General features: G+C 73.6%; 16 protein-coding genes and 1 pseudogene. 7 read left to right on the forward strand and 10 right to left on the reverse strand.

All coding sequences use genetic code 11. The annotated features are described in order from the left end of the window. Nucleotides 1–14: 14 nt before the first annotated feature. Nucleotides 15–1,076 carry a hypothetical protein gene (locus ACWGKT_RS01750; RefSeq protein ID WP_453272022.1) on the reverse strand — a complete coding sequence of 354 codons (1,062 nt, stop codon included), beginning with the start codon at nucleotides 1,074–1,076 and terminating at the stop codon, nucleotides 15–17. On the opposite strand from ACWGKT_RS01750, the gene ACWGKT_RS01755 reads away from it, so the two are divergent. From ACWGKT_RS01755 to ACWGKT_RS01765, 3 genes are read left to right on the forward strand one after another with little or no spacing between them, the layout of a single operon-like run. Further along, nucleotides 1,075–2,253 (forward strand): MalY/PatB family protein, encoded by a 1,179-nt coding sequence (locus ACWGKT_RS01755; protein WP_453272023.1) that lies wholly within the window; start codon nucleotides 1,075–1,077, stop codon nucleotides 2,251–2,253. The genes ACWGKT_RS01750 and ACWGKT_RS01755 overlap by 2 nt on opposite strands. Before the next feature lie 44 nt (nucleotides 2,254–2,297). Continuing rightward, nucleotides 2,298–3,056 (forward strand): type 1 glutamine amidotransferase domain-containing protein, encoded by a 759-nt coding sequence (locus tag ACWGKT_RS01760; protein ID WP_453272024.1) that lies wholly within the window; start codon nucleotides 2,298–2,300, stop codon nucleotides 3,054–3,056. A 10-nt stretch (nucleotides 3,057–3,066) separates the two neighbouring features. After that, nucleotides 3,067–3,453 (forward strand): PPOX class F420-dependent oxidoreductase, encoded by a 387-nt coding sequence (locus tag ACWGKT_RS01765; RefSeq protein WP_356140920.1) that lies wholly within the window; start codon nucleotides 3,067–3,069, stop codon nucleotides 3,451–3,453. Between the two features lie 52 nt (nucleotides 3,454–3,505). Here the strand turns inward: ACWGKT_RS01765 and ACWGKT_RS01770 are convergent, their stop codons facing one another. The 4 genes from ACWGKT_RS01770 to ACWGKT_RS01785 form a co-directional block, all read right to left on the reverse strand. Then, the gene (locus ACWGKT_RS01770; protein ID WP_453272025.1) at nucleotides 3,506–6,301 is read right to left on the reverse strand and encodes an alpha/beta hydrolase family protein; all 2,796 of its coding nucleotides are present in this window, start codon (nucleotides 6,299–6,301) and stop codon (nucleotides 3,506–3,508) included. A 163-nt stretch (nucleotides 6,302–6,464) separates the two neighbouring features. Further along, nucleotides 6,465–6,743: a DUF4440 domain-containing protein gene (locus tag ACWGKT_RS01775; protein WP_453272026.1), complete on the reverse strand. Its 279-nt coding sequence runs from the start codon at nucleotides 6,741–6,743 to the stop codon at nucleotides 6,465–6,467. 6 nt (nucleotides 6,744–6,749) lie between these two features. Further along, entirely contained in the window at nucleotides 6,750–7,166 is a 417-nt protein-coding gene (locus tag ACWGKT_RS01780) for a Zn-ribbon domain-containing OB-fold protein (RefSeq protein WP_356140926.1), read from the reverse strand. A 144-nt stretch (nucleotides 7,167–7,310) separates the two neighbouring features. Beyond that, complete coding sequence (locus ACWGKT_RS01785; protein WP_453272027.1) at nucleotides 7,311–8,120, reverse strand: TetR family transcriptional regulator; 810 nt, start codon at nucleotides 8,118–8,120, stop codon at nucleotides 7,311–7,313. Nucleotides 8,121–8,301: 181 nt separating this feature from the next. Here ACWGKT_RS01785 and ACWGKT_RS01790 point away from each other — a divergent pair, with 181 nt between their 5' ends. The 3 genes from ACWGKT_RS01790 (at nucleotide 8,302) to ACWGKT_RS01800 (ending at nucleotide 10,631) form a co-directional block, all read left to right on the forward strand. Continuing rightward, the gene (locus ACWGKT_RS01790; protein WP_453272028.1) at nucleotides 8,302–9,144 is read left to right on the forward strand and encodes a hypothetical protein; all 843 of its coding nucleotides are present in this window, start codon (nucleotides 8,302–8,304) and stop codon (nucleotides 9,142–9,144) included. A gap of 105 nt (nucleotides 9,145–9,249) precedes the next feature. Continuing rightward, nucleotides 9,250–10,068, forward strand: a complete 819-nt coding sequence (locus ACWGKT_RS01795) for a peptidoglycan-binding domain-containing protein (RefSeq protein WP_453272029.1) — start codon at nucleotides 9,250–9,252, stop codon at nucleotides 10,066–10,068. 77 nt (nucleotides 10,069–10,145) lie between these two features. Further along, nucleotides 10,146–10,631: a flavin reductase family protein gene (locus ACWGKT_RS01800; protein WP_453272030.1), complete on the forward strand. Its 486-nt coding sequence runs from the start codon at nucleotides 10,146–10,148 to the stop codon at nucleotides 10,629–10,631. 260 nt (nucleotides 10,632–10,891) lie between these two features. Here the strand turns inward: ACWGKT_RS01800 and ACWGKT_RS01805 are convergent, their stop codons facing one another. From ACWGKT_RS01805 to ACWGKT_RS01820, 4 genes are all read right to left on the reverse strand, one after another. After that, complete coding sequence (locus ACWGKT_RS01805; protein ID WP_453272095.1) at nucleotides 10,892–13,252, reverse strand: SpoIIE family protein phosphatase; 2,361 nt, start codon at nucleotides 13,250–13,252, stop codon at nucleotides 10,892–10,894. A gap of 216 nt (nucleotides 13,253–13,468) precedes the next feature. Beyond that, complete coding sequence (locus ACWGKT_RS01810) at nucleotides 13,469–13,843, reverse strand: hypothetical protein (RefSeq protein ID WP_356140935.1); 375 nt, start codon at nucleotides 13,841–13,843, stop codon at nucleotides 13,469–13,471. 432 nt (nucleotides 13,844–14,275) lie between these two features. Further along, the gene (locus ACWGKT_RS01815) at nucleotides 14,276–15,199 is read right to left on the reverse strand and encodes a MurR/RpiR family transcriptional regulator (RefSeq protein ID WP_356140937.1); all 924 of its coding nucleotides are present in this window, start codon (nucleotides 15,197–15,199) and stop codon (nucleotides 14,276–14,278) included. A 134-nt stretch (nucleotides 15,200–15,333) separates the two neighbouring features. Next, nucleotides 15,334–17,049 carry a phospholipid carrier-dependent glycosyltransferase gene (locus tag ACWGKT_RS01820; protein ID WP_453272096.1) on the reverse strand — a complete coding sequence of 572 codons (1,716 nt, stop codon included), beginning with the start codon at nucleotides 17,047–17,049 and terminating at the stop codon, nucleotides 15,334–15,336. Nucleotides 17,050–17,369: 320 nt separating this feature from the next. On the opposite strand from ACWGKT_RS01820, the pseudogene ACWGKT_RS01825 reads away from it, so the two are divergent. Continuing rightward, nucleotides 17,370–18,014 (forward strand): annotated as a pseudogene (locus tag ACWGKT_RS01825) (hypothetical protein); the annotation flags it as partial. A gap of 266 nt (nucleotides 18,015–18,280) precedes the next feature. On the opposite strand, the gene ACWGKT_RS01830 reads toward ACWGKT_RS01825, so the two are convergent. Beyond that, nucleotides 18,281–18,970 (reverse strand): nucleoside/nucleotide kinase family protein, encoded by a 690-nt coding sequence (locus ACWGKT_RS01830; protein ID WP_356140939.1) that lies wholly within the window; start codon nucleotides 18,968–18,970, stop codon nucleotides 18,281–18,283. Nucleotides 18,971–19,023: the final 53 nt, after the last annotated feature.

Here is a 19,023-nt window from a genome sequence, read left to right on the forward strand (position 1 = left end):
GGTCAACAGGCAATTTAGACGCCCGAGTTGATCTCCGCCGCCGGACCGGGGATTTCCGTCAGCCGGGCGAGCCGGGACCAGCTGTCCGCGTCGCCCCAGACCGACTCCGCGCCCACGTAGGGACGCAGCAGCGCGGTGAGCGCCGGGTCCCCGTGGCCGCCCAGTTCGTCGGAGGCGATCTTGCGGGCGATGCCGGCCAGGAAGTCGGCGATCTGCACCCGGGCGTCCAGCCGGGAGTGCACCAGCCGCAGCCCGCCGAGGGCGACGCCCTCGCGCCGCGCCCGCTCCTCGATCCAGGCGATCCGCTCCGGGGTCAGCATGTTCTGCCGGTCGTGCACCAGCGAGACCCGGTCGCCTTCGGCGCTCCAGTGGGCGGCCGTGCGCACGATGGCCGGGAAGAGGGGATTGAGCACGGGAATCAGGGTCGGCCCGTCCGCCAGCCGGGCCCGGTAGGAGTCCGCGCGCGGCCGGGCCGCGGCCAGCCGTCGCACGGTGGCCGCCGCCGGCGCGGCGGAACGCGTCCCGCACAGGACGTCCACGGCCCGGAAGAACGCGTCCACGGGCGGCTCGCCGTCCTCGCGCACGCGCAGCAGCCGGTTGGCGACCGCCAGGAACTCCCGCCACCGCGGCTCCCCGAAGGTCCCCGGCCCGTCCCGGAACAGGGTCACGGCGTCCGCCGGGTCGCCGAGCAGCACGCCGACGGCCCGGTCCACCACGAAGAACGCCTTCTCGGTCAGGTGCACATGGGCGCGCCCGTGGATCGGCCCGGCCGGGTCCAGCAGCCACTCCAGCACCGCCCGGTGCTTCTCCCGCAGCAGATGGTTGGCCTTGTACTCCTCGGCGGGCGAGCGGATCCGGTCCCGTATCTCCTGTACGCACGCGGTCGCGACGTCCGGCGGCAGCCGCACGCTCGCGTGCGCGAACACGTCGGTGTTCCCGCCCATGAGGTTCTCGCCGTCCGACCCCGACTCGTCACAGGCGACCTCCAGCCGACGGTCCTCCGCCCCCGGCCCCGCCGCCCGCACCCCGTCCGCCCGATTCCGGCTCACTCCGCAGCCCCCTATCTTGAGCCTCATGACCAGCATCCCGCACGAGACGACCGGTGAACCGAATCCCCTCCGCGTTCTCACCCTCGACCGGCTGCGACGTCGTACGAGCATGAAATGGCGCACCTACCCCGATGACGTGCTCCCCCTGTGGGTCGCCGAGATGGACGTGCCGCTCGCCCCCGCCGTGATCCGCGCGCTCACGGACGCGCTCGACCTCGGGGACACCGGCTACCCGGCCGGCACCGGCTACGCCGAGGCGCTGGCCGCGTTCGCCGCCAAGCGATGGAACTGGGACGGGATCACCGTGGAGCGCACGGCGATCGTGCCCGACGTGATGCTGGGCGTCGTCGAGATGCTCAGGCTGGTCACCGGGCCGGGCGACCCGGTGGTCGTCAACTCGCCGGTGTATCCGCCGTTCTACCAGTTCATCGCGCACATGGACCGGCGGGTGGTCCAGGCGCCGCTCGGCGCGGACCTGCGCCTGGACCTCGGCGTGCTGGACGCCGCGTTCCGGGGCGCCGTCGCCGGCGGCGGGCGGGCCGCGTACCTGCTGTGCAGCCCGCACAACCCCACCGGAACGCTGCACACCGCCGAGGAACTGGCCGCCGTCGCCGCCGTCGCCGGACGGTACGGCGTGCGGGTCGTGGCCGACGAGATCCACGCCCCGGTGGTCGCCGCAGGTGTCTGTTTCGTGCCGTACCTGAGCGTGCCCGGCGCCCAGAGCGGCCTGTCGCTGATGTCGGCGTCCAAGGCCTGGAACCTGGCCGGGCTGAAGGCCGCTCTCGCCCTCGCCGGACCCGACGCCGCCGCCGATCTCGCCCGCCTGCCCGAGGAGGTCAGCCACGGCCCGAGCCACCTCGGCGTCATCGCCCACACCGCCGCGCTGACCGACGCCGGCGGCTGGCTGGACGCCCTGCTGGCCGGCCTCGACGACAACCGGCGGCTGCTCGCCCACCTGCTGTCCACCCAGCTGCCCGCCGTCCGTCACCGGCCGGCCGAGGCCACCTACCTCGAATGGCTCGACTGCCGCGACCTCGGTCTCGGGGACGACCCGGCCGAGGTCTTCCTCAAGCGCGGCCGGGTCGCGCTCAGCTCAGGGATCCGGTTCGGCACCGGCGGCGCGGGACACGTACGCCTGAATCTGGCGACGTCCCCGGAGGTGCTCACGGAGGGAGTACGGCGGATGGCCGCGGCCCTCCGCTGAACCGCCCTGTCATGGACACGGGGGCCGGCTGTCATCATGGGCCCATGCGCGTACTGATGCCGGTCCCCGACCGCGACTTCGACGTGACCGAGGTGGCCGTGCCCTGGCGGCTGCTCACCGAGGCCGGGCACGAGGTGGTCTTCGCCACCGAACGTGCCGGAACCCGGCCCGCGGCCGACCCACGGCTGCTCACCGGTGTGCTCTTCGGGCAGCTGGGCGCGGCGGACGAACCCAAACGGTGGTACGAACAGCTCACCGCGGCACCGGAGTTCACCGCCACGACCGCCTGGGCCGACCTCGCCGTGGAGGACTTCGACGGTCTGCTGCTGCCGGGCGGACACGCGCCCGGCATGCGCCAGTACCTGGGCTCCGGGGAACTGCGCCGCCAGGTCGCCCGGTTCTGGGCGCTCGGCCGGCCGGTCGGCGCGATCTGCCACGGCGTGCTGGTCCTGGCCCGCACGGCGGACCCGGGGACCGGCCGCAGCGTCCTGGCCGGGCGCCGTACGACCTGTCTGCCCAAGTACATGGAGCGCACCGCCTACCTGAGCACGGGCTGGCGCCTCGGCCGCTACTACCGCACCTATCCGGCCTACGTCGAGGACGAGGTGCGGTCCGCCCTCGACCGGCCGGACGCGCAGTTCGCGCGCGGGCCGAGGGAACTCACGCGGCGCGGCACGGCCACCGACGACACGTACGCCTTCGTCGTCGAGGACGGCGGCTATCTGTCGGCGCGCTGGCCCGGGGACGCGTATCTCTTCGCCCGCCGCTTCCTGGACCTGCTCGGACAGCGGGCGGCCTCCTAGACTGCCGCGCATGGACGACATGCCGCTGGACCGGCTCGGAGCCGGCAAGTACCTGCTGGTCACCAGCTTCCGCAAGGACGGAACTCCCGTCCCCACCCCGGTCTGGGTGGTGCGGGACGGGGACACCCTCGGTGTCTGGACGACCGCCGACTCCTGGAAGGTCAAGCGGATCCGCCGCCGCGCCGACGTCCTGGTCGGCCCCTGCGACCTGCGGGGCAATCCGACGGGCGAGTCCTGCCCGGCCACCGCCGAGCTCGTGGACGCGGCCACCACCGCCCGCTACCGCGACCTCATCGCCCGCAAGTACGGCATCGTGGGCCGCCTCACTCTGTGGGGCAGCCGGCTGCGGCGCGGGCTGGAGGGCACCGTCGGCATCCGGGTGACACTGAAGCCCTGAGGGAGCCGTGGCTCCCTCAGGGCTTCGTCTTCACGACCTCAGTGCTCCGTCGCTACGACGCGTTCAGCACGGTGCCGTTCAGCTCCAGGCCGCCGGGCTGCGGTTCGCCCGCGTCGTCGAGCTGCCGGAAGCGCACGGACTCCGTCGGCTCGTCGACCCGGTCCGTGACGGTCGGCACGGTGACGTCGGCGCTGGTCCTGCCCGCCGGGACGTTCACCCACAGCCAGAGGCCGTCGACCTTGGACAGGGGCCGCTCGGGGTTCGGCGACGCGCCCGTGATGTCCCGCAGCCAGGCCGGGTCGACGTCCTTCGTGGACAGTTCCGGACCGGTGGGGGCAGCGACGGCGAAGGACGTGCTGAGGTCGACGTCGGCGCTCTCGGACAGGGACACCCGCCACTTCAGGGGCTTCCCCTCGGTCACCCGGTCGGCCAGCGGGGTCACGCTCACCTTGGGCGCCGGGTCGTCGTTGCGCACGTAGATCCCGCCGCGGTAGGAGCCGACGACGGCACCCTTCACCGCCTTGACCAGGATGTCGTACTGCTGGTCGGAGCCGTAGCGGGTGTCGCCCTTCACCTTGACCGGCACGTCGATGTCGTGGCCGCCGGGCCGCACCGTCACCAGCCGGTCCTTCGTCCGCCCGGTGACCGGGTCGATGACGTACACGCGGACCTGTCCGCTGCCGTGGCCGGACACCTGGACGGGCACGTGGTACGTGCGCACGCCCGAGTTGCCCTCGTCGACCTTGGTCCGGCCGACGTCGACGCGCGGCAGCGCGGCCTCGTGCACCGCCGGGGTGCCGGGGCGCCAGCCCCAGGCGTCCATGAGCCAGGCCTGCCCCTTGCGGGAACGCGGCGTCAGCTCCAGGGACTTGACGTGACGCAGGTCGAAGCCGGCCCGGGTGGCCGCCGTGAGCGGCACCCGCACCTCGCGCGCCCAGTAGGCCGCGTTGCGGTCGCTGCCCGGGAGCCCGTCGACGCGGACCCGGCCGAGGGAGGCCCGGTGGCCGGCGGCGTCGGTGACGGACACGTCCAGCTGCGTGCCGGACGAGTTGGGCGGAACGAACACGCGCAGCGCCAGCTTCTCGGCACCGGCCAGGGAGACCGGTCCGGCCGACTTCATCCGCATCGCCGTGCCGGGGGAGGTCCAGCGCAGCGCGACCGCGTGCCGGCCGGCCTCACGATCGGTCTCCCACATCGCGAAGTGCGGCGAGGAACCCTTGGCGCCCCGGCCCAGGCAGGCCACGGACGGGCTCGGGTCGACCGCCGAGCACAGCCGGCCGCCGGTCACGGTCACCTTGCCGTCCGGCAGGAACCCGGCACCGCGCTTCGCGCCCACGGCGTGGCTGAGCACGCGCGCGGGGTCCGCCGAGGGGGCCCGCCGTGCCGAACCGTCGAGCAACGGACGCACCCGGTCGTCACCGGCGACGAACAGCCGGGCGGCGGCCGCGATGTAGGTGGACCCCGCCTTGTGCTGCTGGTCGGCGGTCAGCCGAACGGCGGTGCCCTTCGAGCACACCGGGTCCGGGTGCTGCGGGTCGTTCCAGAAGTCGTCGTCCGCGGGGGCCTGCGCCTGCCCCGGAGTCCACTCGGTGTTGAAGAAGTTGTGGTTGGCGCCGACGACGTAGACGGCGCTGTGCAGGGCGGTACCCCGGCTCACGCCGCGCGTACCGTCGACGTACACCTCGCCCTGGAGGTCGGAGACGTCGCCGTCGCAGCCCGGCAGGATCGTCGTCGACGGCACGTCGGGCACCGGGTTCTGACCGAAGACGGTGGGGCCGATGAGGACGGTGCCCTTGATGTGCCAGCGCACGGGGCCGTGGTAGCCGTCCTGGTCGGCGGGCGGCGGGTACAGGCTGTCGAGCGCGGCCCGGTTCACGCCCTCGCCGCCGCGGGAGTGCCCGATCAGCATGACGCGGGACAGGTCGGCGGGCGGCGCGTCGCGCACGACGGCCGGTGCCGTGGCGGGGTGGGCGGCCCAGTCGGCCCACTGGGCCAGGTGCAGCCGCACCAGCGACGAGCGGGCCTGCGCGCCGCCGTCCTCGGCGGCGAAGTCCTGGCCGTTGATGCCGTTGGCCGAGATCGACACCGTCATGTAGCCCTGGGAGGCCAGGAGTTTCTGGTCGCGCAGATAGCCGCGGTGGCTCGGGATCGGCTTCGTACCGGCCGGGCAGGGCCAGTCACCGTTCACGTCGCCGTGCTCGGCGTAGCAGGTGGAGTGCCGGCCGTGCAGGAACAGCGCGAGCGGCCGCTTGCCCGTGGCTCCCTTGGGCGCCACCACCACGGCGCGCATCTCGACCGGCGCGGAGAACCCGGGCAGGCGCACGGACTTGAGGTTGTACTCACCGGTCACCGTGCGGTACGAGCCCGGCTTGCCGGGGTCCACGGCATTGGCGGGGAGCGGCGCGGGCGGCCGCGCGGCGGAGCCGAGACCGCTCGCGGAGTGGTCCGTGGCGTCGCGTCCCGACGTGTCCAGCCGGTGCCCGCCGGACCAGACTTCCAGGCTCTTCAGGCTGGCCGCGATGCCGCTGCGGCTCTGCGACCGGAGGTCGCCGAGGGCGAGCCGGAACGTGTGCCCGTCCTTCCCCGGCACCGGGATCCCCAACAGGTCACCCTGGGAACGGAATTCGACGCGGGCGTCCCCCATGGGGAGGGGCGCGTCCGAGCGCCACTCAAGGCGCGGCGCGTCGGCCTTCCCGGCGATGTGCCAGCCGGGTGGCAGGTTTCCGTCCGTCGCCGCCGCGAGCGGCCTTGTCTCGGACGGTTGTTGCGCCTGCGCCAGTCCTGACGAACCTCCCGTCACCGCGAGCACCGCTGCGGCGGTGACCCATATTCGCCGGGCACGGACCACTGTTGACCCTCCTTGCACCGCGAGTGCGGACGTCCCCGGACGGCCCAGGGGTCCCCTCGCGCCCCGGAGGACGGGAAGGAGAGGGTGTGGGTTGCCTGTGAAGAAGGAAGATCGCGAAGAATGGCCAAGACCGGTGGGGCGGCCGTCGTTTCAGGACGAACGGCTAGGCCGACCGGCCCGGCACGGGGGTGGCCTGGTGGTAGTAGAGGCGCCGGCCGTCGGGCCCTTCGGCGCGCCTGCGCCAGAGCGAACCGCGACGGGCGTGGGGGCCGCCGAACGCGGTCTCGTGGGTGAGGTGCACCAGGCCGGGGGCGAGGACGGCCCCGGTGACGTCCGAGGGCTCCGACCGGGGGCCTTCCTTCCGCGACGCCCGGACGGCGGGGTCCATGAGGCGCAGCTCGCCCGCGATCGCCTCGTCGCCATCACGGCTCACGGGCGGCATTCTCCGTCAGGTCCAGGCCCGGTACGGCTCGTCGAGCAGCTGGAAGACCGGCTCGCCCCGGACGGGGTCCTTGGCCGTGGACAGCCGGACTCGGTCCCCGCTGTGGATGCCCACCGGCGGACCCATGACCCGGCCCCGTACGACGAACCCCTCGGCCATCTCGACGAGCGACACGTTGCGCGCGGCGGGCGTGTTGCGGTGCACCACCGTGGAGTGGCGGACCGTACCCACCCCCTCGCTGCGCTCCGTGCGCAGTTCGCTGCCCTGGCACACCGGGCAGAGCAGCCGGTGGTACATCGCGGTGCCGCACCAGGCGCAGCGCTGGTACAGGATGGCGTCCTTGGCGCTGTCGGGTGCGGGGGCGAGGACGCCCGTGGCGAAACCGCTCGTGGGGTGAGCGGCGCTCGCTGTGTGGTGGTACACGCTGGTCAACTCCCTGGGCTCGGCCGGTTTCCCGCGTGGCGGCGCGAGCCGTGCACGCATGTGCCCGGTTGTCGTGCCCCGGTGCACGCCGTCAGAGTATGGCACTCAGTGCCACTCGTAAAGGCACTCCGTACCCGGAATTTTTCATTCGCGGCCGAGCGTGGACTCGATCTCCTGGACCAGCCGCCACAGCGGGGCCCCGCGCCGGAAGGCGAGGACGACCACGTCCTCGGGACGCTCGGGCCGCATCCCGGCAAGCGGAGGGATGCCAGGTCGGTCCGACGGAGAGGTGACGGACCGGTCCGGCGGGCGGGTCTCGGGCCGGTCCGATGCGGGGGTGCCGGACCCGGCGGGGTCGGACGGCCGGCCGAAGACGGACTGCACATGGCCGAGCGCGTGGTCCACCTCGGTGCCGGCGTCGCCCTGGCCGTCCGAACGCAGCCAGGAGCGCAGCGCGTTGTTGTGCGCCGCGACGACCGCGGCGGCGATCACGTCGGCCCGCAGCGTCCCGTCGGGCCGGCCGGCGAAGCGCCCGCGCAGATACTCGGCGAGCGCCCGCTCGTAGCGCCACACCACCGACAGCTCGTACGCGCGCAGGCCGGGCACCTTCTTGGTGAGCCGGTAGCGCTGCACGGAGAAGGTGGGGTTCTCGGCGTACATCCGCAGCACCAGCCGGGCCGCGTCGCACACCCGCCGCACCGGCTCGTGCTCCGCGCCGCTCGCGGCCAGGAAGGCGGTCATGTCGGCGAGGCAGCGCTCGTGGTCGGGGAAGACCACGTCCTCCTTCGACGGGAAGTACCGGAAGAAGGAGCGCCGCCCGACCCCCGCGAGCGCCACGATGTCGTCGACGGTGGTCTGCTCGTAGCCGCGTTCGAGGAACAACCGGAAGGCGGCCGCGACCAGGGCGTCCCGCATGGGCGGCTTCGCGGCCGCGGCCGCGCTGGTGGAGCTCATGAACGCGAACGTAGCACCCCGGACCATACCGTGTGGCACTCAGTGCACACGCGAAAGGGAACGGAGTGCCCTCCGGCCGGCCGACGACGGGCGCGGCACTCCGACGTAACCTTTCCGCACCCGGTGGAGACGCCGGCAGCCCCGCCCATGACACCGGCCACCGCCGCCCGAGGAGAACCGCATGCCCGCCGCCCGCCCGCGCGTCCTCTACGTCACCGACCTGGCGTACCCGGCCCGTGGGCGCCGCTACTGCGACGAGGACATCTTCCTGACCTCCCGGCTGCGCGCCCACTTCGACCTGGCCCTGTGCCATCCGCTCGACGCGGCCGCGCTGATGGACGGGTTCGACACCGTCGTCGTGCGCAACAGCGGGCCGGTCCTGGCGTACCAGGAGGAGTACGACGCCTTCCGCGCCCGCGCGCTGGCCAGGGGCACGCGGGTGTACAACCCGCTCACCGGCCGGGCGGACATGGCGGGCAAGCGGTACCTCCTCGACCTGACCGCGGCGGGCTTCCCGGTCATCCCCACCGTCGACCGCCCGCAGGACCTGCCCCGCCTCCCGGAGGCCGAGCGCTATGTGGTCAAGCCCAAGCTCGGCGCCGACTCGATAGGACTGCGATTCGTCCCCGCCGAGGGGCTGGGCGACCTCATCGACGGGAGCGTCCTGGTCCAGCCGTGCGTCGACTTCGCGTACGAGGTGTCGTTCTACTTCGTCGACCACGCCTTCCAGTACGCCCTGTACGCCCCGGACCCGGAGCAGCGCTGGCGGATGGAGCCGTACGAACCCACCGCAGAGGACCTGCACTTCGCCCGCCGCTTCATCGACTGGAACGCCCTCGGCCACGGCATCCAGCGCGTCGACGCCTGCCGCGCCCCCGACGGCGCCCTGCTCCTGGTCGAGCTGGAGGACCTCAACCCCTACCTGTCCCTGGACGCCCTCCCGGAGGAGACCCGGGACGAGTTCGTCACCGCGATGACCCAGTCCCTGCACCGCTTCCTGGGCGCGGAGCCCGGCCCGGCCTGACGGTGCCGGGCCCGGTGCGACGGTCGCGCGGGCGCGGGCGCGGCGGCTGAACCGGAGGGCGGTCGGGCTCGTATCTCTCCCCGGGGATCGCGGAAGGAGAAGAGTGTGTCGACACCGTCCGACCCGGAGCAGCCGGACCACGGCCCCGTCCTCGAACCCATTCATGTCCTGCGCCCCCGCCGCTTCGACGGCCTCGCGGAGCTGATGCGGGAGATGCAGCAGGACGCGGAAGGCCATGAAGCCGTCCCCCCGGCCCGGCGGCGCGCGGGTGCCGAGGAGGAGACCCAGGAGCTTCCGTCCGTCCCCGGTGCCCCACGCGTGACGCCGGGCAGGCGCGGCCGAGCCGGCTCGCGTCCAGCCGGTTCCCGCCCCACGGGTTCCCGTCGCGCCGGCTCGGATGCCGCAGCCGACGGTCCCCTCGGCTTCGGCCCGGGGCTGCGCCGCGCCGGTGTCGCCGTTGCCGTGACCGCGGCCGCGCTGGTCGGCTTCAGCAGCGCCCTGCTGCTGCCCGGCCGCGGCGACGCCGCCACGGTCAGCCGTTCCGGTGGCGCGGCCACCACCGCCCCCGACACGACCGACCCGGCTACGACCGGACCGACCGCGACGACCGACCCCGCCGCGACCGCCTCCACCACGCCGAGCGCCTCCGCGCCCACGGCCGGCGCCGGCACCGCCGATCCGGACGGTGCCGGCACCCTCCGCGAGGGCGACACCGGCCCCGAGGTCGTCGAACTCCAGCAACGCCTGCTGCGCGTCCCGGACGTCTACCGGGACGGCCCCACCGACGGCCGCTACGACGCCACGCTCACCGAGGCCGTGGCCCGCTACCAGCTCTGGTACGGCATCAGCGGTGACGAGACCGGCGTCTACGGAGACGACACCCGCCGGAGCCTGGAGTCCCGGACGAGCGTCGGTGACGGCTGACGAGAGGGGGCGGGCACCGGCGCCGTGTGGTGAGGTGGTGCGCAGGGACGGACGGCGCGGACGGGAGCGGTGCGGGCATGGCGGTCACGGACGAGTTCACGGACCGGCTGGACCCCGAGATGTGCGTGGTGACGGCCGCGGCGCACGGCGAGCGGGCCGGCTGTCTGGTCGGGTTCGCCTCACAGTGCTCCATCCGGCCGGTGCGGTTCGTGGTCTGGCTGTCCACGGTGAACCGGACGTACCGGGTGGCCCTGGCCGCCGACCGCCTCGCCGTGCACCTGCTGACCCGCGACCAGTTCGCACTGGCCGCCCTGTTCGGCGGGGAGACCGGGGACCGCGGAGTCGACAAGTTCGCGCGGGCGCGCTGCTCCGAGCGGCCCGGCGGCGCGGTCGTGCTGGAGGACGCGGCGGCCTGGTTCGTCGGCACCGTCGCCTCCCGCGCCGACGGCGGCGACCACGTCGGTTTCGTACTGGACCCCGTGGAGTGGGGCGGGCAGGGCGAGGGCCCGCTGCTGCGGCTCGCCGACGCCCGCCGCATCGATCCTGGTCACCCCGTGGAGTGATGGATTCCGCCTGGGTTCGAACGCCCGGCAAGGTCTGGGGAAAGCAGCCGGGGAGCGCTCTCGACGCCGGTGACGATGGGCAGCTACCGTACGGCTCCCCGCCGCCCCGTTCCGAAGGCGTACCGATGAGCGGCTCCCGCATCCCCGGCCTCGTGCTGCCCGCCGTGTTCCTGCTGACCCTCGTCGTGGGCCTGTGCTGGTACTGGCGGCACCGCGACGACGACTGAACCCCCGGGGCCCGGCCCCTTCGACCGCCGCGGCTACTCCGCCGCCTCGGGCATCCGAATGTCCACCACGCACACGTCGTCCCGCCGTTCGCCCTCCAGCATGGCGGCGAGCAGCGCCTCCAGGGAGCCGGGCCCGTCGGCGTCGTGGTCGACGGCGGCCTGCGCCAGGCGGGCGAAGCCGCCGTCGAGGCCTTCGCCGGGCCGTTCGACCAGCCCGTCGGTGTACAGCAGCAGCCGGTCACCGGGTTCCAGCACGCACTCGGCCGACTCGAAGACCGGGGACGCGGTCGCGCCGAGCAGTATGCCGTCGGGGCGGTCGAGGTAGCGGACCTCGCCGCGGCGCAGGAGCAGCGGGGCGGGGTGGCCCGCCTGGGCCCACTCCAGCCGGTGCGCGCGGGGGTCGTACCGGGCCAGGATCAAGGTGGCGGTGGTGTTGCTGTCCCGGGAGTGCAGCAGCAGCGAGTTGAGCCGGGCGAGCGCGCCGGTCAGCGAGGACCCCGTGCTGACCATGCCCTTCGCGGTGAACCGGAGCTGGGCCATGGTGGCGACGGCGTCGATGCCGTGACCGGCGACGTCGCCGACCACGAACAGCGCGGACGCGTCGGGCAGTTCGACGGCGCTGAACCAGTCGCCGCCGACATTGATCTCCGACTGGGCGGGCAGGTAGGCGACTTCGACCCGCAACCCGGCGAGCCGGATCGGTTTGCTGGGCAGCGGCAGCAGCGCGTGCTGCAACCGGGTGGCCATCGCCCGCTCGGCCTGCAGGACCCCGCGCTGCAGCAGGATCGCCCGCTCGCTCTCGACCAGCGCGAGCTCCGCGCTGCGCTGCGCGGTGAGGTCCTGGACGAAGCCGTGCACCTCGACGGGCGTCCCGTCGGCGTCCGCGACCGCCTCCGCGACGGCCCGCAGATGCCGGACACCCGGGCCGGACGCCGTCCGGAAGGGCACGTCGAACGGCCGCCCCTCGCTGACGAGTTCGGCTATCGCCCGGGACAGCGCGGGCGCGTCCCCGGGCAGCGCCAGGTCCGGCAGCTGTTCGAGGCGGACCGGGCCGCGTGCCGGGTCCCGGTCCAGCAGCGCGTACGCCTGGGACGACCACGTGACCTCGTCGGTGACCAGATTCCAGTTCGCCCAGCCCAGGTTGCCCAGCCGCTGCACATCGGCCAGCCGCTGCTCCTGCCGGTCCGAGGGGTCGTGGCGGATCCAGGTGACCAGCAGCCCCTCGCCCATCCGCGTCGCCCGCACCGAGTACGTGGCGGTCCGCGGCACCCCGTCCTCGTCCTCCTGGTACGCGAACGGCTCGCCCTCGTACGGCTCCGAGCCGGTGAGCGCGTCCAGATACCCCTGCCACAGCGGCTCGCCCGCGACGGACGGATAGCATTCGAGTATCCGCAGGCCGACCAGCTCGCGCCCGCTGCGCCCGAGGACGTCGACGGCCTCCGGGGTGGCGGCGTCGATGCGGTAGTCCTCCACCTCTCCCGACGCGCCCCGCAGCGGGGTCAGCAGGACCGTCGCGCCCGGCAGCGCGTCGAACACCGCCTGCACCGCGGTGGGGAGGGCTCCGGCCGTGACGTCCTGGACCGCGTCGAAGGCGCGCAGGCGGCCGGCGCAGAGCCGGGCTGCGGCGCGCAGCAGTATGCGCTCGCGCGGGGTGAAGCGGCCCTCGCAGGGCCGCAGGACGCCGCAGGCCAGGGTGGACCGGTCGCCCGTGGGCACCGGCAGCCAGGCCCGCGACCGCCACCGCTCGGGCGGGTTCCCGATCAGCAGATGACGCCGGCGGTCCGCGGTGAAGTCCTCAAGCCAGCGCGGCTCCTGTGCCTCCAGGACTTCCAGCGGAGTGACCCCGCTCAGCGGGGGCACCTGGCGCCACTGGGCCGCGAGGGTCTCGTCGATGCCGGAGTGTCCGACCAGTTCGAGTCCGCCGTCGGGCCGGCGCTCGTAGAACATCACGGCGTCCGCGCCCACTTCCGGCCCGATGTGGGTCAGCAGGCAGTCGGCGAGTTCCCCCGGCGAGCCGACCCGGACCAGGTCCTTGCCCAGGCGGGCGAGCGCGTCGGCGTCGGCGTGGGTGCCGGTGGCCGTGGCGTCCCAGGGTGCGACCCCCGTGGCCCGGCTCGCGCCGGCGTCCTGCGGGGCGGTCGCCGCGGGCCGTCCGGAGCCGGCCTCGGCCGCCGCGTCGGCGAGGTCCCCGCCGCCGGCGGTGGGCTCCAGCGGCGGCATCAGGGCGCCGAGCGTCAGCCAGCACTCCTCGATCAAGGTGCGGTGCCCGGTCTCGGCGCGCGCGACGAGTTCCTCGTGGGCGGCGTCCGGGGAGCAGCCGGTGAGGGCCATCAGCGCGCCCTTGGCCCGCTCCAGCACGGCCGAGGTCGCCGCGAGGTCCCGCAGCCGGTCCATCTCGGCGCGCTGCCTCGCCACGACTTTGGCCAGGGCCGCCAGGTCGGCGACGTCGCCGGTCTCCGCGGAGGACGCGGGCTCACTCGTCACACGCTGAGCATTGCACACCACGGCCGGTCCGATCAGACCCCTGCGGAACCGAGTACGGACGGCTCGGCGACTCGGGTCGGGGCGGTGTCCGGGGTCCTGTCCGGGAAGGTGTCCCGGGCGGTGGTCTCAGCGTCCGGTGCTGTGGCCGACGAGCGCCTCGGTGACCACCCGGACGCTGCGCGCGATGTGCTGCAACTGCAGGACCTCGGCCGCGTACAGCTTGATCGTGTGCTCGATGACCGACTCGGGCAGGCCGAGCAGGGGCAGTTCGGCCCGCGCGGTCTGCAGGGCGGTGCGCGCGATCCGGATCTCCTGCTGGACCTGGATCTGCGCGTGCCGGGCGAGCAGCACGGGGTGGCGGATCAGCGCCGGGTAGCTGGCGTAGCGGGCCGGTACCAGCTCGCGCAGCCACTTGGCCGCCGAGCGCTCCCAGTCGAAGCTGCCGGGGGACTTGACCTGGCAGGGCCAGTCCTGGCTGATGCGCGTGGTCGTCAGGGTCATGATCTTCGCTTCCGGGTCTGTGGCGTCGTAAGGGGTGGTCCGACGGGTGGGGGCGGCCCCGGTCTAGGGGATGACCGGGGCCGCCCCGGGCGGGGCCGCTCGGGCGGCGCCCGACGGAACACCCCTGGCGCCGACGCGGGTAGGAGACGGCGGCTGGGGGTGTCCGTGTGTGAGCCCCGGGCGGAGGAGCCGGCGCGGCTGGAGGGGCTGCGTGCGCATGGGCGGTCCGTCGGCTTTCTCGGGGCGGTGCGAGCGGTGAGTCCTTGGGTGCGGAACGTGCCCGGAGTGGGCCGGGTGCGATCCGTGAGCAGTATTTATATATGCCGTCCGCTTTGCAAGACGTATGAAAACATTCATGCGCGATCTGCGTGGAATGATCCCGTTACGAGGCCGAGGGGCCATAAGAGGGGAAACCGCCGATTCGGCGGCCGGTCAGTCCTTCAGGAAGAACTGGTGCTGCTCGGCCACCTGCTCGTACTCCTCCAGGCGGGCCTGGGTGCGCTCGGGGTCGGCGTCGGTCATGGCCTGCAGCAACGCGGCGGACAGGACGCCGGGTGCGGCGTAGGAGTCGAAGACCAGGCGGGAGCCGGTGCCGGTGGCGAAGGTGATGTCGGCCTCGTCGGCCAGTGGTCCGAGCGCCAGGTCGGTCACCAGGGCGACCCTCAGACCCGCGCCGCGCGCCACGCGGATCGCGGTGAGCGTCTCCTGTGCGTGCCGCGGCATCCCGAACGCCAGCACCCAGGTGCCGCCGGCCTCGCGGGACTGCAGCAGCGCGTCGTAGGCGACGCTGCCGCCCCGGGTCACCAGCCGTACGTCGGGGTGGATACGGCGGGCGGCGTAGGCGAAATACTCGGCGAGCGATCCGGAGATGCGCAGGCCGAGCACGGTCAGCGGGGTCGAGCGGGACAGCTCGTGGCCGACGTGGATCACCCGGTCGGGGTCGGTGAAGTCCCGCCGCAGGTTCTCCAGGTTCGCGATCTCGGCGTCGACCGCCGCCTGCAGTTCGTTGCTGATGTTCTCCTCGGCCGTGCCCGGACCGCCGGAGAGCGTCTTGAGTGCGATCGACTGGAGCCGCTCGCGCAGCGCGGGGTAGCCGCTGAAGCCGACCGCGGCGGCGAACCGGGTCACCGAGGGCTGGCTCACGCCGACCCGTTCCGCGAGATCGGTGATCGACAGGAAGGCGGCCTCGGTGATGTTCTCGATCAGGTACTGGGCGATGCGCCGCTGCCCAGGAGACAGTCGCGGCCCGTCGAAGAGCTCTCTGAGCTGGGAGGTCGGGGCGGCTTCCGACGCCGGCACGGCCTTGCCCGAGGTGATCGCGGACGCCTGTGCGCGTGCCTGCTGCGGCGATGGCACCGAAGCGCCTCCTTTGTCTCCCACGATGACTCAACATAGCTCACGGACCGTGGTGACCAGGGGCTGTGCGACCAGGCACGGTCCTCGCGGGACCGAGCGCGGGGCGCACGGTGACCGACCGGGAACGCGTCGGGTCACCGCTGATAGATCGTGATCGAATGACCGACCTCATCGATCGGACGACTCGTGTGGATCAATTCGGCAAGCCCGCCGCGCGCCTTGGCGACCCAGGAGTCCGACACGACCAGCAGCCCGTGCACCGTGTCCGTCGGCACCTTGCGCGGATCGCGCGCACGGATGCCGTAGTACGACGGCACGCCACTGCCCTTGTAGACGAGCCAGATCCGCTCGCCCGGATACCGCTGCCGGAGCCGGTCGGCCAGCCGGCCCAGGTCCTGGCCCCAGTCCACGTTGGAGTCGTGCAGCCGCAGATGGGTCTTCTCCGGTCCGCCGAACGCCTCATTGGAGTACGGCAGATAGTACGGGAACGTGCGCAGGGAACTGATGGCGACGAACAACAGAAGCCCTCCCGTGACCAACGGGCCCCACCGCCACCGCACGGCGAGCACGCAGGCGCCGCCGACCGCGAGGAACATCGGCACGAACACCGCGTACCGCGTACCGAAGTCCCGCGACCCGGTCATCGCCGCGGCCAGCAGCACGGCCGGCGGCACCAGCACGTACGGCGCCGCGGGCCGCAGCCGCCGCAGCGCCACGACCGCGACGGCGCCCGCCACCCACAGCGCGAGCATGCCGAGCGGCGTCTTCACCAGCAGGGCGGCCGGGAGGTAGTACCAGAGCGAGCCGGTGTAGAGCCGGCCGAACAGATAGCCCTGCCACGGGTAGTCCTCGAAGCCGAACTGGACCCGCATGCCGTCCTGGAAGGCCCGCGGGAACGGCAGCAGTCCGGCCAGGCGGTCGCGCAGCCCGTGCACGGTCGGCACCGGCTCGGCGGGCGTGAACCGCAGCAGCGGGTCGACCGCGAGATACGTGGCCCATACGACGGCGATCGCGGCCAGTGCCACGACGCCCGCGCCGGCGAGCCCGAGCAGCAGCGTCCTGCGGCGCTCGGTCCGCCCGTCCGGCCGACGGGCGTGCCACACCGAGAGCAGGGCCAGCGCCATCAGCACCGGAATCGCGGGCAGCGCGCTCATCTTGGTCGCCACGGCCGCCCCGAGCGCCACCCCGGCGAGCGGCAGGTACAGCCGGGGCCCAAGGCGGGCCCGCCGGACGAGCCAGGCCGAGGTCAGCACGAACCCGGCCGCCGGTACGTCCAGTGTGGCGAGCGAGCCCTGGGCGATCACGTCGGGCGAGAAGGCGTACAGCGCCAGCGCCACGAGCCCCGCCAGGGTGCCGGCGATCTCGCGCGCGAACGCCAGGACGACCAGCCCGAACAGCAGCGTCAGCGCGATCATCGGCAGGCGGGCCCACAGCATCAGCCGCCACGGGTCGTTGCCGGACTCGTACAGCAGATGCCGCCCGACCTGCCCCTGGCTGCCGTGGAACGAGGGGTCGTAGTGCGGATCGGCCACCGCCAGCCCGGCCATGATCACGAGCTTGCCCAGCGGCGGGTGCTCGGGGTTGTAGCGCAGGCGGTGCTCGCGCAGGTAGTCGGTGGCCGTGGCGACGTACACGGGTTCGTCGACGGTGGGCGTCTGCTGGACGGCGGTGGTCACCATGGCGACCGCCATCTGGGTGAGCAGCAGCACCACGAGCAGCGGCGCCAGCCACCGCCGGTGGCGCCGCAGTTCGCCGTACAGGCGCGCGGACCCGCTCGCCCGCCGCGTCGGCCGTCCGCCCGTGTCCCGGACCTCGGGTTCGAGGACCGGCTGTTGTTCCCGCGCCATCATCCGCCCTGCGCCGACGGCCGCCGTGCGGTGCCGGGAGCGATCAGGAGCCACGTCATGGCTTCACTGTCGCATCGCTCCCGCCACCAGGCGCGTCATCGCTTCACGAGTCGTACCGACAGACCCTCCGCCGTACACACCGGTACGGCCCGCGGGGTGCCGGAGTTCACCTCGACCCGGTCGAACCGGCCGCGCGGCGTCCCGCGACCCGCCGACCGCGTCCGGCGTGACCGTCACGTCCCCTCGGGGAGCCCCCGTCGACGAGACTGGTGGCAGGCCTGGCGACCACCGAAGCGAAGGGCTGAGAGCACGTGAGTGTCCCCGTGTACCTCCCGTACCGGCGCGGACCGTTGCACGACCTGCCGGACACCTCTCGGGCGTACGACGCCGTCCTCGCCGACGTCACCGGGCAGGCCCTGGCCCGCATGACGCCGCGGGGCAACCTCGAACACCCCGGCGCCCACCTCGACATCGGCGACACCTCTCTCGGCGTCACCTCCCTGCCGGCCCTGGCCTGGCGGCGCGGCAGGGATCCGCGGCTGCCGGACGCCGTGCGCCGCGGCCTCGCCTTCCACCTGCGCGAGCGCGTCCACACCGAGGACAACCCCGGCTACCCCAACCTCAGGGTCCGCGACTGGGGCCTCCCGTACGCCCGTTACGTCCTCAAGGCCGGGGCCCACCCCATCGGCGACTGGCCCAGCACGGTGTGGGCGCTGCTCCAGGCGGTCGACCTGCTGGACGCGGCCGACGGCCTGCTCGACGACGAACAGCGCACGGAACTGCTCGCACTGGCGCGCGGATACTGGCGCTGGCTGACCGAGGCGACCTTCTTCAACCCGCAGCGGGCGGGCAACCAGGCGATCGGCTGTGTCGTCGGCGGTCTGCTGCTCGCCCGTCATCTGCCGCGGGAACAGGGCGAGTCGACGCGCTCGCGAGCGCTCGCCCTGTTTCCGGCGGGCAGGCGAGCAGCAGGTCCGGCCGCCACGGTGCGTCATCCGCGGGGAACAGGCCCGACTCCGGGACCACGACCACCTCATCGGCGCCCCCACCGTCCCACACGAGGCGGACGAGGAAGCCGTCGAGCGCCGCGCGCAGCGCGGGGTCCGCGAACTCCGGCACGTCGTCCCAGGATTCCCCGGCCCACAAGTGCGGTTTGTGGGAGCAGGTGGTGCTCCGGAACTCGTACCGGGCGCACCAGGGCACCTCGGCCGACGCGGGTTCCACCCAGCGCAGGCTAACCGGTCGCGCGAAGGCGCCGCCCGGGATTTTCCGTCCCGTACGGGGCGGGCAGCGCCGAGGCGGGTACCACCAGGTCCGCCCGCCGCCGGGTCCTCGCGACCAGGTCGGCGTTGCGCTGGTCCGTGCCCAGCACCCAGGCCACCGCCGCCTCGTGCTCCTTGCCGAACTCCTCGTGCCGGGCGACGAGCCGCCGGATCCGCTCCTCCTCGTCGATCTCGCAGAACCACACCTCGTCCAGGCACGGCCGCACCCGCGCCCAGGAACCCGACTCCAGCAGCAGGTAGTTGCCCTCCGTGAGCACCAGCCGGGCCGTGGGCGGCACCGGGATCGCCCCCGCGATCGGCTGCTCCAGCACCCGCTCGAATCCCGGCGCGTACACCACCTCGCCGGTCTCCTCGCGCAGCCGCCGCAGCAGCGCCGCGTACCCGGCGGCGTCGAAGGTGTCGGGGGCGCCCTTGCGGTCCCGCGCGCCCAGCCGGTCCAGTTCGACGTCGGCGAGGTGGAAGCCGTCCATCGGGACGTGCGCCACCCAGGGCGTGCCGGTGCCGTTCAGTTCGCGCGCCAGCTGCTCGGCGAGGGTCGTCTTGCCCGAGCCGGGGCCGCCGGCGATGCCGAGGATCGCGCGCCGGCCGCCCCCGGCGAGGGAGCGGGCGCGCGCGAGCAGATCGTCGAATGTCAGGGGCACACAGCAGAGTGTGTCACCGGTTGCCCGGCGCGGTTGTGGCGTTCGCCACCCAC

The organism is Streptomyces sp. NPDC054794 (assembly GCF_053611585.1).

What these genes read in the sequence shown, in the direction of transcription:
- ACWGKT_RS01800 (WP_453272030.1), top strand. Translation starts at nt 10,146, where the DNA reads ATGGCGGTCACGGACGAGTTCACGGACCGGCTGGACCCCGAGATGTGC.
- ACWGKT_RS01805 (WP_453272095.1), bottom strand. Translation starts at nt 13,252, where the DNA reads ATGGACCGGCTGCGGGACCTCGCGGCGACCTCGGCCGTGCTGGAGCGG.
- ACWGKT_RS01760 (WP_453272024.1), top strand. Translation starts at nt 2,298, where the DNA reads ATGCGCGTACTGATGCCGGTCCCCGACCGCGACTTCGACGTGACCGAG.
- ACWGKT_RS01790 (WP_453272028.1), top strand. Translation starts at nt 8,302, where the DNA reads ATGCCCGCCGCCCGCCCGCGCGTCCTCTACGTCACCGACCTGGCGTAC.
- ACWGKT_RS01820 (WP_453272096.1), bottom strand. Translation starts at nt 17,049, where the DNA reads ATGATGGCGCGGGAACAACAGCCGGTCCTCGAACCCGAGGTCCGGGAC.
- ACWGKT_RS01775 (WP_453272026.1), bottom strand. Translation starts at nt 6,743, where the DNA reads ATGCCGCCCGTGAGCCGTGATGGCGACGAGGCGATCGCGGGCGAGCTG.
- ACWGKT_RS01785 (WP_453272027.1), bottom strand. Translation starts at nt 8,120, where the DNA reads ATGAGCTCCACCAGCGCGGCCGCGGCCGCGAAGCCGCCCATGCGGGAC.
- ACWGKT_RS01810 (WP_356140935.1), bottom strand. Translation starts at nt 13,843, where the DNA reads ATGACCCTGACGACCACGCGCATCAGCCAGGACTGGCCCTGCCAGGTC.
- ACWGKT_RS01765 (WP_356140920.1), top strand. Translation starts at nt 3,067, where the DNA reads ATGGACGACATGCCGCTGGACCGGCTCGGAGCCGGCAAGTACCTGCTG.
- ACWGKT_RS01750 (WP_453272022.1), bottom strand. Translation starts at nt 1,076, where the DNA reads ATGAGGCTCAAGATAGGGGGCTGCGGAGTGAGCCGGAATCGGGCGGAC.
- ACWGKT_RS01755 (WP_453272023.1), top strand. Translation starts at nt 1,075, where the DNA reads ATGACCAGCATCCCGCACGAGACGACCGGTGAACCGAATCCCCTCCGC.